This window comes from Pseudoalteromonas sp. XMcav11-Q (assembly GCF_040104525.1).
Classification (GTDB): domain Bacteria; phylum Pseudomonadota; class Gammaproteobacteria; order Enterobacterales; family Alteromonadaceae; genus Pseudoalteromonas.
In genome coordinates this window covers 128,183-142,996 of record NZ_JBECOX010000003.1, presented here as the reverse complement: position 1 = coordinate 142,996, position 14,814 = coordinate 128,183, and the positions used below count along the sequence as shown (strand labels likewise).

9 protein-coding genes are annotated in these 14,814 nt (G+C 42.8%); 6 read left to right on the top strand and 3 right to left on the bottom strand.

The features are described from left to right. Positions 1-459: 459 nt before the first annotated feature. From ABMY45_RS06235 to ABMY45_RS06220, 4 genes are all read left to right on the top strand, one after another. Positions 460-2,580, top strand: a complete 2,121-nt coding sequence (locus ABMY45_RS06235) for a YjbH domain-containing protein (protein WP_010605747.1) — start codon at positions 460-462, stop codon at positions 2,578-2,580. Between the two features lie 919 nt (positions 2,581-3,499). Next, positions 3,500-5,110, top strand: a complete 1,611-nt coding sequence (locus ABMY45_RS06230; protein WP_349288589.1) for a hypothetical protein — start codon at positions 3,500-3,502, stop codon at positions 5,108-5,110. A 321-nt stretch (positions 5,111-5,431) separates the two neighbouring features. Continuing rightward, on the top strand, positions 5,432-7,045 hold the full coding sequence (locus ABMY45_RS06225) for a hypothetical protein (protein WP_349288588.1): 1,614 nt from the start codon (positions 5,432-5,434) through the stop codon (positions 7,043-7,045). 585 nt (positions 7,046-7,630) lie between these two features. Continuing rightward, positions 7,631-8,308: a hypothetical protein gene (locus tag ABMY45_RS06220; protein WP_174170382.1), complete on the top strand. Its 678-nt coding sequence runs from the start codon at positions 7,631-7,633 to the stop codon at positions 8,306-8,308. A 10-nt stretch (positions 8,309-8,318) separates the two neighbouring features. On the opposite strand, the gene ABMY45_RS06215 is transcribed toward ABMY45_RS06220, so the two are convergent. Further along, positions 8,319-8,609 carry a ribbon-helix-helix domain-containing protein gene (locus tag ABMY45_RS06215; protein ID WP_102056111.1) on the bottom strand — a complete coding sequence of 97 codons (291 nt, stop codon included), beginning with the start codon at positions 8,607-8,609 and terminating at the stop codon, positions 8,319-8,321. Between the two features lie 21 nt (positions 8,610-8,630). On the opposite strand from ABMY45_RS06215, the gene ABMY45_RS06210 reads away from it, so the two are divergent. Further along, positions 8,631-9,023, top strand: coding sequence for a VOC family protein (locus tag ABMY45_RS06210; protein WP_349288587.1), 393 nt, complete (start codon positions 8,631-8,633; stop codon positions 9,021-9,023). A 647-nt stretch (positions 9,024-9,670) separates the two neighbouring features. Beyond that, positions 9,671-10,117 (top strand): transposase, encoded by a 447-nt coding sequence (locus tag ABMY45_RS06205; RefSeq protein ID WP_211867812.1) that lies wholly within the window; start codon positions 9,671-9,673, stop codon positions 10,115-10,117. 344 nt (positions 10,118-10,461) lie between these two features. Here ABMY45_RS06205 and galU read toward each other — a convergent pair whose 3' ends face one another. Beyond that, a complete protein-coding gene (galU, locus tag ABMY45_RS06200; RefSeq protein ID WP_206471450.1) occupies positions 10,462-11,358 on the bottom strand; it encodes a UTP--glucose-1-phosphate uridylyltransferase GalU in 897 nt (298 codons plus the stop codon). 602 nt (positions 11,359-11,960) lie between these two features. Then, entirely contained in the window at positions 11,961-14,459 is a 2,499-nt protein-coding gene (locus ABMY45_RS06195) for a S8 family serine peptidase (protein ID WP_349288586.1), read from the bottom strand. Positions 14,460-14,814: the final 355 nt, after the last annotated feature.

The following is a 14,814-nucleotide window of genomic DNA, read 5'->3' as shown; positions in this document are numbered from 1 at the left end:
GTGCTGTTGTCGCGATGCTCTTATCTCGGGGTAAACCCGTTGCTTCGGGTGGTGTTTTGGTGCTGTTGTCGCGGGATAAACCCGCTGCTACGGGTGTGGTGTTTCGGTGCTGTTGTCGCGATGCTCTTATCTCGGGGTAAACCCGTTGCTTCGGGTGGTGTTTTGGTGCTGTTGTCGCGGGATAAACCCGCTGCTACGGGTGTGGCGTTTGGAACCCTTGTCGCGGGATAAACCCGCTGCTACGGGGTTGGTGTTTGGACCCCTTGTCGCGGGATAAACCCGCTGCTACGGGGTTGGTGTTTGGAACCCTTGTCGCGGGATAAACCCGCTGTTACGAGGTTGGGTTTTTCTATACTTCATTGTACGATGTCTACATAATACTTATAACGGTGGCTGAGCTGGTTAATTTGCTCTGCCACATTTAATTCAAGAATTGAAAATAAAAATCGGTCTGCGCACATGTCAAAAATAAATACGATTCTTGCAGGTAGCATTGCACTTGCAAGCATACCTGTTTTAGCTGATACCCAAATAAATAACTACACTGCATTTGCGGGGTACACTGGTATTTTTAATACCCCTACTGCTGAGGTACTTGAAAAGGGAAGTATAGATATTGGTTACAATAACCAACTTGATCACAGTGGCAATGGCTACTTCGATGGTCACAACTATATTTTCTCAGCGGGTGTGTTTGACGGTTTAGAGGTAAGCGGTATGATTGCTTCTAATACAATGCACGACAATCTTTTTACTGCTAAAGCTAATGGTGAAAATCAAACTCGCGACCTTTCATTTAACTTAAAATACCAACTCCCTTTTGTGCCTAAAGAGTGGTTTAACTTAGCTGTAGGTGGTAAAGACCTTGGCGGTGCCGCTAATAATTATGAAACCTATTATTTGGCAGGTTCTCGTGAATGGAACGACTTTAGATTTTCAGCGGGTTTTGCGGTAAGCGATCGCGCAACCGGGCAAATGGATGGCGCATTTGCGGGTATTGAGTGGCAGCCACTAGACTGGCTAGCTGTGCAAGTGGAACATGATGCTGATGCGGTTAATGCCGGTTTGCGTCTAACAGTACCAAAAGCATGGATTTATGATGTGGGTACTTTAACGCTTACCAGTAAGTTTTACAGTAATACTGATCACGCTGAAAAAGACACCTTTTGGGGTGTAAACTTCTCCATGCCTTTGTTTGAGCAGGCAACATTAAATGACCCACTAGAAGCAGCTCCAGCGCCAACGCTTGACGCAGACGCCAAGCGAGAAGCGGCATTTAAAGCTCATTATGAGGAGCAGCGCCGTCTCGCCCGTAAACCTCTTCCTGAAGCGAAAAAAGAAGTCACAGAGCGTGATGAATATAAAAAATCTCTAACAATGCAAACGCGCGCTTTAAAAGCGGCGCTCTTGGAAGACGGCTTTGAGTCGGTAAGTGTTGGCTTCAATCGAGACCCTCATGTTGTCGTGAGTTTTGAAAACTATGTTTTTAATCGCAACGACATAGATGCAATTGGTTTAGTATTAGGTCGTATTGCTGAACATGTGAACGAGCCGAACGCGCAGTTTACTGTTCAATTGCTAAATCGTGGCATTCCAATGTTGGCATTGCGAGGCCACATTAATAATTATAGAGAGTTCGTAAATACTGGCACTACACCTGATATGGATATTCGTCGAGGCGAAATGGACCCAATTGGTAGTGTGTCTTGGGTTGGTATGCCAAAGGCAAATAGCGCGTACTTTAAACCAAGATTAACCGTTGGTCCTGCACTGGACTCAAGGCTGGCAACGGAGCTGGGAGTTTATGATTTTTCACTCGCCTTAAAAGCAGATGTTGATGTACCAATGTGGTATGGCGGTGGTATTAATTTAAGTGCCGAAACCGAAGTTGCGAATACGAGTGACTACGATGATGGAAAAGCATTTGGTCGTTTGGCTAAACAAAGTGGCTTAACACAAGCGACTATCTATCAAACATTTGCACTGCCTTATGGTATTTATAACCAAACACATATCGGCTTTTTTAAAGAGTTTAATGATTACACAGGTATTAAGAACGAAACAACTTGGTTGAGTGGCAATGGTCGTCATCAATTTTCAGCAGAGCTTGGATACTTTGAGTACGATGATTATGACTTAGATAAGGATTATCAAACCTTGTCTTATCGTTATAACTGGGTTGAGCAAGATGTTAGTTTTCATGCCACAGCAGGTAAGTTCTTTTATGAGGATAGTGGCGTTAAGCTAGAAACGCGCTTTTGGTTTGGTGACAGTTACGTGTCCATATTTGCGCAAGATACAGATGTGCAAATCGCTGGTATATCTTTTAGCATTCCACTTACACCTAGAAAAGACATGGCACCAACACGTTATGGTCAAATTAAAGGAAATGAGGCGTGGCGTCATGCTGCAAGTACGCGAATTGGTGAATCAACAAATGCCATTGCGATTGGTCGAGGCCATTTAGTTAATACGCCGGTTAATATTGATAAAACATTCCTCAATCAAGGTCGTTTATCGAGCAGCTATGTATATAGTAACTTGGCTCGACTAAGAGAAGTGTATTTGACCTATAAATAAGAGATGGTCACGGTAAGCCTGCTGCTATGGGGTCGGTGTTTCGGTGCTGCTGTCGCGGGGTTATGTATTCGTAGCAGAGACTTTATGTCGCGATGCTGTTATCTCGGGGTAAATCCGCTGCTACGGGGATGGTGTTTTGGTGCTGCTGTCGCGGGATAAACCCGCTGCTACGGGTGTGGTGTTTCGTTGCTGCTGTCGCGGGATAAACCCGCTGCTACGGGTGTGGCGTTTCGTTGCTGCTGTCGCGGGGTAAACCCGCTGCTACGGGGATGGCGTTTTGGTGCTGCTGTCGCGGGGTTATGTATTCGTAGCAGCGACTTTATGTCGCGATGCTGTTATCTCGGGGTAAACCTGCTGCTACGGGTGTGGCGTTTTGGTGCTGCTGTCGCGGGGTAAATCCGCTGCTACGGGTGTGGTGTTTCGGTGCTGCTGTCGCGGGGCTATGTATTCGTAGCAGCGACTTTATGTCGCGACGCTCTTATTACGGGATAAATCCCGGTTACGGATCGCGATTCTCTTTTTTATTTTATCTCGTAACGATAGCTGCACTGAAGCTATCGCTAAACATTTACAATTTATACCACGTTAATAAACAACCATTATGTTGCAATTATTTACGATAAATTTAACTTCATTCATTGTGTATTTAGTGTACCAACGGTATCCTACTTTCAAACTAAATCAAGCGGTTGGATCTAACGCTTTACTGTGATAAATTAGCGGGGTCATCGTGGGCTGTTTATATCTTGGTCATAGTTTTGACTACAAAGCTCGCGTTGAATCGGGTCAGGGAGTGACTTAGTCCCTGTCTACCATACAAATTTTAATTTAAAGCTTTCATTGCTAGCAATGAAGCTTTTTTTTGTGTGTTAACACGCTAACGTGGCGTTGTTAATAAAAAAGAAAACAAGGACTAATCATGATTGCAAACAAAAAATCTCTTCTTGCGCTGTCAGTCGCATCTGCGTTGACGCTTTCAGGCTGTTTCAGCGACGATGACAATAACACAACAACTCCACCACCAGAGCCTACAGATCCTGTAGTAGTAGCTCCTGATGCTCCTAATGCTCTTTCTCTAGTTGTGAATGGTAGCGTTGTTGACAAAAACAGCACTAATGTTGTTCCTGCTACAATCGCATTCCTAGAAAATGGTGAAGCTTCTGAAAACATCGTAAATACCAAAGGCGAAGTAACTGCAACAGTTGAAACTGGTGATGCTGGTAATTTTGTATTTACTGTTAAAGAAGGTGCTGAGCTTTCTCAAGTAACAGCCGTTGTTACAGCGAACGGTTACTTCTCAAAGAGCTTCAACATTGATCTAACTACGGAAGATGATGTTGCTGAAGTTGCGGTTCAACTAGCACTTGTTTCTAAAAATACTGATTCAACTGTTGAAGAAGTTGTGGAAACTGAAGTTGAAGGCGGTGTTGTAGACGCTGCAATCACAGCAACAGCAGCTAAAGGCAAAGCTGGTGCTAACGTGGTAATTCCTGCTGGCGTTGTACTTCGTGACGCAAATGGTGAAGCTATCACTGGTACAAAAGTATCACTAAACGTTGGTTCTGCAGATCCTACATCTTCAGCTGCCGGTGCAGTGCTTCCTGAAGGGCTGAATGCAGATAGCGCTGCGACTTTAGCAGCTCCAGTTGGTGTTGCTAACGTAACAATGACTGATGAGAATGGCGTTAAGATCAAAAAGTTCAGCAACCCAATCTCTATCTCAATCTCTATTCCAAAAGATACTGTACTAGCATCTGAAGGCCGCGCTGTTGAAACTGGTGATGTATTAGGTCTTTCATCTCATAACGAAGATACAGGCGTTTGGACTAAAGAGACTAATAATGAAGTTACTGTTGGTGCTTTAAACGAAGCAGGAACTGCGTACAAAGCTTCGTTTATGACCGACCACCTTACATTCTTCACCGCAACTGATGAAGTTGCTGTATGTAATAATGATGTTTCTGTAAACATCACTGGTGACGTACCTGCAGGCGGCTTATTTGTTGATGTGCAATCATCTGATATCAATGCAACTAAGTTCATTGCTTCAGGAGCAACTTCTAAAGTTATTTACACTGCGGAAAACGCGGGTAAAAATAACGTAAGTGCAGACGCGACAGCACGTATTGTACTTCGTGATGCTGAAGGTACAGTTTGGTTTGATACTGAAAATGAAGTAGCTGTATGTGGTGAAGCTGTTGCAGCAACGTTAGAAGCGCCAGCAGTTGAGTACACAACAGCATCATTTGACTTAACGGGTGTTTGTTCTAATGATGAGTCGGTCTCTGTTCCAGTACAAAACTCAGTGATTACTTACCGTCGTGCTGACAAAGCAACATACCTTGCTGCAAATGCTGAAGGCACATATTCGTTAAATAACCTAGTTGTTGGCGAGACGTACACTGTGAGCATTGATCCATTATCACTAGACGTTGCAGAAGGCCAAGCTACATCGTTTACTTTTGAAGCGGGTGCTGAAGTTGCAGACCAAGAGCTAAAAATGGCTTGTGAGACAGTAACTGGTTCTTAATAACGTCTGTTATTAAGCCTTAAAAAAGCCGCTGAATAGCGGCTTTTTTGTTGTCAAAAAAGTTACAGACATCCTAACATAAGTACGCTTAGCAAAGTTTGGACGTCATAAATATTATTAAAGTAATATTACGGTTGTTATACACTTGCTTCTATTAAAGGGACTTGAAGTAACTTTGTATACGAAAATCTTTAAAAATTATTAAAAACTTATACTATCAAGCTGGACAATCTTAAAACCTTCTCTATATTTAAACTTCGATGTATTAAAACGCGCGACGGTGCCGCCTGGCGCTTTCAAAAAAGGGAACAAGGACCAATCATGATTTCGAACAAAAAATCTTTACTCGCTTTGTCTGTAGCTTCAGCTCTAGCATTATCTGGCTGTTTTAGCGATGATGATGATAATGTAGTTGTTAAGCCGCCAGAACCAACAGATCCTGTGATTGTGGCGCCAGAAACGCCAGCCGCTCTAGCATTTGCTGTAAGCGGTAACGTAGTTGATATTGATACTGTTGATATCGTTGCGCCAGCGACGATTGCCTTTTTTGAGGATGGAGAGCCTGCCTCAAACTTGGTTAACGTCAATGGTGATGCAATAACACAGATTGCAACAGAAGATGGTAGCTACACCTTTACTGTAAAAGAAGGTGCAGACGTTGGGATCGTAACTGCGGTTGTAACTGCTGACGGCTATTTTTCAAAAAGCTTTGAAATTGATTTAAGTAACGAAGACTCTGAAGCAACTTTAGAAGCTGAATTGGCGCTTGTGTCAAAAAGCGGTGATGAAGTTGTTGAAGCAAGCGTTTCTGAAAGTGTGGCTAACGCAACAACTGCATCTGATGTTACTGCTGCGGCAGCAAAAGGTAACGCAGGCTCTGATGTCACTATTCCAGCCGGCGTGCAATTAAGAGATGCAAGCGGTAATGCAGTTACAGGTACTTCTGTTTCATTAACTGTTGGCTCTGCGGATCCTACATCTAGCAAGATCTCCGCTGTTTTGCCAGCTGGATTGAGTGCAGATAGTACAACCAGCGTTAAAAAGCCAGTTGGTGTAAGCAATATCGTGATGCAAGATAACAATGGAACTAAGATCAAGCAATTTAGTCAAGAGATTGATGTTTCTGTTTCACTTCCTGTCGCAACCTTAGCACCATCGGGTGATAGAACAATTCAAACAGGAGACCTGTTTGATGTTTCTTCGAATAATGAAGATACAGGTAAATGGCAGTCAGAAACGAATAAAGCAACTGTTGGTGCGTTAAATGCGGAAGGTACGGCTTATAAAGCATCTTTCAAAACCGATCACCTTACGTTCTTTACATTGTCTCGTTCAGTTCCAATCTGTACGCAAGGTATTACTGTTAATGTGACTGGTGATACTGTTCCGAGCTCAGGTCTATATGTAAGTATGACTTCAGCAGATGCAAGCGTATCAAGTTATTTACGTGGTGGTAGTACGTCAAAAACAGTCGTTTCTGCAAGCACTTCAGCTCGTTACGGTATTAGCTCAACGGCATCAGCACGTGTAGTTATTCGTGACGCAGCAGGTAACGTGTGGGGGAATGCTTCTGCAACGAATGCTGAAGTTCCGGTATGTGATGGCCCAATTTCGATCGCGCTAGCAAATCCAATTCAAACCACAGTTAATGAAAATGTAACTGTTAGAGCAGTTTGTTCTAACGATACAACGGTAACAGAAGTTATCCCAGGTGCGATTGTAAAGTATAGAGCTAGTACTACTAAGCCATTCCGCACAGCAGCGAATAATGGTGACGGTACTTTTGCACTTTCTGCACTTAACGGTGATATCGCATCATATGCTGTTAGCGTAGATCCTCGAATTTCGGCACCATTCACAACGTCTATTACGCCTGACGGAACAGATGAGACCATCGATGTTTCAGTAGCGTGTGACACTGTAACGGGTAGCTAAGAAAAGAATGATTAGTCCAATCAGTTAAGCCGCGGAGACGCGGCTTTTTTCTTTTCTCAATTAAATATATACATGTAGGTATTACTCGTTATCACTTTTTTCGCGGGATAAACCCGCTGCTACAAACATGGCGTAGCAGCGACTTTAGGTCGCGACTCTTTTATGGCTTTAGGTTGCGACTCTTTATTATGACTTTATGCCACAACTCTTTTCTTTACGCGCTTGTCGCGGGATAAACCCGCTGCTACAAATTTGGCGTAGCAGCGACTTTAGGTCGCGACTCTTTTATGGCTTTAGGTCGCGGTTCTCTATTATTGTTTTATGCCACCACTCTTTTCTTTACGCGCTTGTCGCGGGATAAACCCGCTGCTACAAACTTGGCGTAGCAGCGACTTTAGGTCGCGACTCTTTTATGGCTTTAGGTCGCGACTCTTTTTTATGATTTTATGCCACCACTCTTTTCTTTACGCGCTTATCGCAGGATAAACAGGCTGCTTTGAGGAGAAGGTAACTATCAAACTTCCGAAAAAGACTAAAAACCGTTAAACTTAAGGTCTTTAGTATACTCAATACGTTGACTACAGTATGAAATCTCATTTAGGCCGAAGAGCGTTTTCCTCTATGGAACTTCATACTTTGTTCAATGGCTATATATACTCGGATGAAAAGTTGAAGCGTGAGCAACCCAAGCATTGGCATTTTTGGTTACCTTTGCTGAGCTATTATACGGGGGCTTACAGTGATGAAATTGGTTCTCTTACACTTGATGATATTCATTATGAAGATCATGTTCATGTGTTTCATTTTAATACTCACGGTAAAATTCAACCACGTATTGTGCCCATCCATTCTGCTTTATGGCAAAGCGGGTTAGAGCAGTATTTAGCACTAGTCAAACAACAAGCTCATCATCGCATACTATTTGATTTACCAGCTAAGACTGGGCGCTACAGTGAGAAAGTCAGAATTTGGTTTTCTGGTGAAGGGGAAAGGCAAGGGTACTTGCAGAAGTGTGGTCTACCTAATGTTGACCAGCAAGGCATGAAAACTGCGATCAGCAGCCTGCGTTTGAATTTTGAGCAGCAAGTTAGAATTTCAGCTATACAGCTCGGTACAAAAAGCAGCTTCCAATACTTGCTGGGTCTCAAGCAAGATGGCCATGAAGTGAAACGTCCTCCTCTTTGCTTACTGAAGCAGGTCATTTCACCAATCCGAGTTATCAATCCGAATATTACATGGCAACGCTTTTTAGAGCGACAGTAAAGTGTAGTATTCAGCTACTACCACTGTGTAGATCGTTTGCTTTATTATTTGCAAGGTAAGTTAAGCAGGTAATACGCAACATTGACGCCAAGTTTTTAATCTCACCATGGCGTTCAATTACTTCTTGATAAAGAGTTGAAATAAACTCAGCTAAAGTAAGCTGTTCATTCTTAGCTATGTTTTCTAGCAGGTGCCAAATTTCGTTCTCTAAAGCAAGGCTAGTAACAGCACCTTGAATTCGGATAGATCGCTTATCTACTTCGTAGCAGTGAGGGGGGGTTGATGCGTAGAGCTCACACATATAAATTCCATAGGTAAAGTAATGGCAAAAATGATCCATTCAATGATCAGAGTGAAAGATGCTGATCGTTCAACTAAATTTTATCATGATGTATTTGCATTGACAGTGAAGCGACGACTAGATTTTAGTGGCTTTTCTCTTATCTATCTTGGCAATGAAGAAACGTCCTTTGAATTAGAGCTGACTTGGAATCATGAGGCTACGGATTATACCATCGGTAATGGCTATGGGCATCTTGCATTTGCTGTAGATAATTTGGAAGTAATTTACGATAAAGCCCAAAAAAGTAACTACAATCCTCAAGCAATCAAGGACTTTTATAATCACGATGTATTGGTAGCAAGGTTCTTTTTTATCAAAGATCCTGATGGGTATGATATTGAAGTGATTGAAAAAAGTGACGTATATCGGTAGAAACGGGGGACTCCGCGTCAAAGGTTGTAAATCTCAGCATAAAATCGTTAAATAAGTCGCGACCTAAAGTCATAAAAGCGTCGCGACCTAAAGTCATAAAAGAGTCGCGACTTAAAGTCGCTGCTACGAATGTGCAAACCGGTAGCAGCGGGTTTATCCCGCGACCAGGGTTGGTGTGAGTCGTGATATTAAATCTTACAAGCGTCGCGACCCTAAGCCATAGAAGAGTCGCGACTTAAAGTCGCTGCTACGAATGTGCAAACTGGTAGCAGCGGGTTTATCCCGCGACCAGGGTTGGTGTGAGTCGTGATATTAAATCTTACAAGCGTCGCGACGTGAAGTCATAAAAGAATCGCGACGTGAAGTCATAAAAGAATCGCGACCTAAAGTCGCTGCTACGAATGTGCAAACCGGTAGCAGCGGGTTTATCCCGCGACCAGGGTTGGTGTGAGTCGTGATATTAAATCTTAAAAGAGTCGCGACCTAAAGCCATAAAAGAATCGCGACCTAAAGTCGCTGCTACGCATGTGCAAACCGGTAGCAGCGGGTTTATCCCGCGACCAGGGTTGATTCCTATATACTTTTCAAGTTTGCTCTCTTTCAAATCTGCTCTATTCTTTATGTACGTAGAGTTATAAGGATATAACATGTACAAAAGTCAAAACTTAAGGAATAAGCGGGTCTCTCTCGTAAATCATTTCTATGCAATTACCGTAACGTGCAAAGATAGAAAGTCGTACTTTAACTCCTTTTCGATTTGTGCTGAGGCCGCTAAGACAATCATGGCTTGCGAAAAGGAACGCCTTTTTAAAGTTATTGCTTTCGTTTTAATGCCGGATCATCTGCACTTAATCATACAGCTAAATGGCTCCCTTAGCTTGTCAGATGCAATTCGCGCCATAAAGGGTCGAATTACGACTCGTTTACGCTCATTTGGTGTCTTTAGCTTATGGCAAAAAGGTTATTATGAACACTTGATTCGAAGCGAAGATGATTTAAAAGAGCAAGCAAGGTATATAATTCAGAATCCAATAAGGGCTAACCTTGTTACGCGGGTATGTGAATATCCATATTGGTTTTGTATATGGGTGTGATTTATTAAGGTGATTGAAAGTCATTACAAGCGTCGCGACCTAAAGTCGCTGCTACGAATGTGCAAACCGGTAGCAGCGGGTTTATCCCGCGACCAAGGTTGGTGTAAGTCGTGATATCAAATCTTACAAGCGTCGCGACCCAAAGCCATAAAAGAATCGCGACCTAAAGTCGCTGCTACGCATGTGCAAACCGGTAGCAGCGGGTTTATCCCGCGACCAGGGTTGGTGTGAGTCGTGATATTAAATCTTAAAAGCGTCGCGACGTGAAGTCATAAAAGAATCGCGACCTAAAGTCGCTGCGACGAATGTGCAAACCGGTAGCAGCGGGTTTATCCCGCGACAAACTAAGAAGCTAGGCTTAATTGATGAAAGCGTTTTAAGAATTGTGAAAATTCTTCACCTAACTGCTCGTCACGAATAGCATATTCAACGATAGCTTTAAGATAACCCAGCTTATCTCCGCAGTCATGTGAGCGTCCACTCATATGAAAAGCTTCAACGGTTTCTTTTTCCATCAACATATCGATTGCATCCGTTAACTGGATCTCGCCACCGGCACCGACAGGTGTTTTCCTTAATAGGGGCCAAATATTTTTAGAAAGTACATAGCGGCCAACCACTGCTAGGTTAGAAGGAGCCTCTTCAATGCTTGGCTTTTCGATCATATGCTTTATCGCGCTACTCTCGCCAGCGCTAAGTTGAATGCCATTAACATCAGCGATACCGTACTTACATACGTCCTGCTGTGGAACCGGTTCTAGCATAATTTGGCTAGTTTTTGTTTGGTTAAAACGAGAAAGCATTGCAGCAAGGTTTTCTTTACTTTGATCCGCAGAATATTCGTCTAAAACAACGTCAGGTAATACAACAACAAAGTCATTGTCACCAACAATAGGCTGCGCACATAACACAGCATGTCCAAGACCTTTGGCTTCGCCCTGACGAACATGCATAATAGTGACGTCTTCAGGGCAAATCGAGCGTACTTCATCCAATAACTTGCGCTTTACGCGCTTTTCTAATGTAGCTTCCAGCTCAAAGCTAGTATCAAAATGGTTTTCAATTGCATTTTTGGACGAGTGAGTCACTAATACGATTTCTTTGATACCTGCTGCAACGCACTCTTTGACTATGTACTGAATCAGAGGTTTATCTACCAAAGGCAGCATTTCTTTTGGAATTGCTTTGGTCATTGGTAGCATCCTAGTTCCCAAACCTGCCACAGGAATCACTGCTTTCATATCATCTCCGGTTTAATTCTTGCTGCCTTTTTTCGACATAGCCCGCAATTTTAACCATTATAAGCTAAGTTGCAAACAAATTTATGTTGCAATATGTACGGTTGGTAATTGAAGTTTGGTTTTTAACTCTAGCGAATGATATTCCATCGCGATGTAATAACGAATGATTATTCGTTCTTTCTGTTGCAAGTATATAATACCAATTAATCTTAATACTTGTTCAATTTGACGGAGCAAAACTGACGCTATCTGGGTTAAAAATTTCTTATTTAGAACAACTGAATAGCAAACTTTTCTCTTGTTTACATGGATGTAGGTACTTTGGCGATAGCAGGACGCGGTAGCGGTATTATCGACAATATTTTCTCGCCTCAAAATAGATCACTTAATTAAGAGAATTGGTATAAATCCATATTTATCCGCTTATTTAAAGGACTTATGTGGTTAGTACTTCGAGTTGAAGTGGTTATAACGGTTGGGTAGTCAGGTGTTGTATGACGTGTTATTGGGTTTCTAGGTATTAAAATAAGCCTATGTGGCAATATCTTATGGCCCAAAAAAGCCCCTTCCGGGGCTTAGATTATTTTTTGGGGATAGAGTGATTAAAAGTTCACTGTGATTTCATTTGAACAGATTTCACTAGATTGACACACTTTATACGTGTAGCTGGTAGCTTCTAAATCACGAGAGAAGTCTCTGAATTTACCAGTATTTGAGATAGATTCAATCGCTTGTCCATCACGGTAAATCGTTACTTCATCTGCACTGCTGCCTTGCCATGAAAGTTCTACGCGGATAAAGCCTAAGCGAGACTTATTTGCGCGAACTAGCGATAGCTCAATTTCATCAGTACTAACAATAACAGATTGGGTTGTTGTGTGGCTGTTGCCTTCACTATCAGTAACAGTCAGAGAAACGCTGTACTCACCAGATGCTGCAAACTCATGGATCGGGCTGGCGTCAGTACTGATGCTGCCATCACCAAAGTCCCATGCCCAACTAACGATGTCATCGTTCGGGTCGCGGCTCTCATCAGTGAATGTCACGGCTAAGCCTGAAGCTGCAAAACTGAAGCCCGCAACTGGAGGTTGAGGAGATGTTTCACCAAGGCCTGTTAGGTTCAGAGTCCAACTGTTCAATGTTCCAGTATCGATACCTGCATTATCCGAGACAGACAATGTCCAATCACCTGTTGCAACTTCACCATTAAATGCAGCTGAGTTAAAGGTTTGGTTAATGTCGTCTGCGGCACCACCTTGACGGTTATGCAGTGTTGCTACTGTTCCAGCTGGAGAGGTAAGTGTAACAATTAAGTCGCCAATGTAGGTGTGTGTAATATCCACTAGGGTATTACTATCAAACACAGTAACCGTATCAGCTACAGTGATCACAGAAGTAATACCAGAAGCATCGTTATCAGGGATGTCTACCGCGGTAGTATTTTCATAGCTGAAATCGCTTAACCCTTGAGGTAATACATATAGTCCTACCTGCTCTTGATCTGCAAGTTCACCTGATGTTGCATTGAGTGTAAAGCTATATTCGCCCCATTGAGTCGAAGCCGTAGTTGGTACTGAAAGTGTTACAGTATCGCCAGGCATTGCGGTAGTCGCAGACAATGTCGCACCAGCAATTGGTGAGGTAACAGACAAGTCTATGGTACCCTGCCAGTCAGCGACCGAAGCAAAAGTAAATTCGTATGTTGCAGTATCGCCCGCCGTGATTTCCTGATTAGCAGGACGAGCTGACACTCTAAAGCCAGGCTCTGGGTCTGCATCGATTACTGCTTGATTCACATTTAAGCGCTTACCAGATACTGTTTTATCTGTAAGGTCAGCATTAACATCACCACTTTGCATCAGTAGGTTTTTAAGCTCGATAGCACTTAGTGTAGGATTGATAGAAAGTACCAGAGCAGCAGCACCTGCAACATGAGGTGTCGCCATTGAAGTACCTGAGTAACTTGAATAACCACCACCTGGAACGGTAGATAAAATTGCGCTACCTGGTGCGCCCATGTCAACAGACGTTAAACCCCATTGAGAAAATGAAGACATCGCATCGGTATGTGTTGTACTTGCAATAGAGAATACGCTGTCGTGTTCATAGCTTGAAGGATAGTGAGGGTTTACGTCGTTATCTACCGCACTGTTACCAGCTGCGGCAACAAATAAGATATCCGCATTTTCACTGGCTGTGATTGCATCAGAAAGTGCTTGGCTGAAGCCGCCGCCACCCCAACTATTATTAGTAACACGAACGTTATGACCCGCGTTTTTAAGCGCAACCATATAGTCAATACACTCAATCGCATCTGAGGTTGAGCCTGAGCCTGATGCATCGAGGAATTTACAGCCTACGATAGACACCTCATGGTTTACACCAGCAACGCCCGTTGCATCGTTGCCTGAAGCACCGATAGTACCCGAAACGTGCGTACCGTGGCCTTGGTCATCCATCGGATCGCCACTACCAGTAATCGCGTTAATACCGTGAACGTCATCAATATAACCGTTACCGTCGTTATCAATACCATCCCCAGCTATTTCACCCGGGTTGTACCATGCATTTGCGGCTAGATCTGGGTGAGTATAATCAACACCGGTATCGATCACACCGACGATAACATCACGCGAGCCAACCGTAATATCCCACGCTTCAGGAGCGTCAATGTCGGCATCTGCTGTACCACCAGTTTGACCTGTGTTGTGCATACCCCACAATTCGTCAAAACGACTGTCATCGGGAATGCCAAGTGCTTTTACTTGATAGTCAGGCTCAACATATGCAACCGCTGGATGATTAGCCAGTTTTTCAATCGCTTGTTTTGCTGTAATGCTATCTAGCTTAAAGTTTGCTAAACGACCTTTCAAAACATGACGGTATTTATCATCAACACCGTCAGCATTTAAATCTGCCATTTTTGCTTTTACTAGGTTTCTTGCATTTGCACGAAGTGCTGCAGAGGTATTTTCTTTAAATACAACTAGGATGCTGTCGTCTGCAGTCGCGGTTGTTGTTTCAATTTGAACTGCCGCTTGAGCCGTGAAAGCAAGTGCTGGTAGCAAAGCCAAAGACAATGCAGAAAGTTTAGATCTCATATTAATAACCTTTTTAATTTCAAGCGTATCCATCGATACACGATTTTTGAGTTGGTAATTTTTCTGGTAGTGGCTGTGGTCTTTTTGGCAACGTCTTAAAACCTAGACGCAGATATTCAGCAGTGCAATGTAAAAAAAGCGTTAATTAATAAAATCAGGATTTTTTACTGGGTAGGAGGTTTCGGAATGAATTATTTGGTTCTTTTTTATGGGATGTATGGAAATGGGTGCGTTTGAACTTTAACCATACTTTTTTTGTATCTCCATTTTTTGTTCGTAATTTTATGTAAGTTTAGCTTTGTATCGTAATGAAAAATAAAGGATATTTTTTTCATAAAATCTTCTTATTTATCTT

Coding starts and splice junctions, on each gene's coding strand:
- ABMY45_RS06205 (WP_211867812.1), top strand. CDS start 9,671: ATGTACAAAAGTCAAAACTTAAGGAATAAGCGGGTCTCTCTCGTAAAT.
- ABMY45_RS06220 (WP_174170382.1), top strand. CDS start 7,631: ATGAAATCTCATTTAGGCCGAAGAGCGTTTTCCTCTATGGAACTTCAT.
- ABMY45_RS06230 (WP_349288589.1), top strand. CDS start 3,500: ATGATTGCAAACAAAAAATCTCTTCTTGCGCTGTCAGTCGCATCTGCG.
- ABMY45_RS06235 (WP_010605747.1), top strand. CDS start 460: ATGTCAAAAATAAATACGATTCTTGCAGGTAGCATTGCACTTGCAAGC.
- ABMY45_RS06225 (WP_349288588.1), top strand. CDS start 5,432: ATGATTTCGAACAAAAAATCTTTACTCGCTTTGTCTGTAGCTTCAGCT.
- ABMY45_RS06210 (WP_349288587.1), top strand. CDS start 8,631: ATGGCAAAAATGATCCATTCAATGATCAGAGTGAAAGATGCTGATCGT.
- galU (WP_206471450.1), bottom strand. CDS start 11,358: ATGAAAGCAGTGATTCCTGTGGCAGGTTTGGGAACTAGGATGCTACCA.
- ABMY45_RS06215 (WP_102056111.1), bottom strand. CDS start 8,609: ATGTGTGAGCTCTACGCATCAACCCCCCCTCACTGCTACGAAGTAGAT.
- ABMY45_RS06195 (WP_349288586.1), bottom strand. CDS start 14,459: ATGAGATCTAAACTTTCTGCATTGTCTTTGGCTTTGCTACCAGCACTT.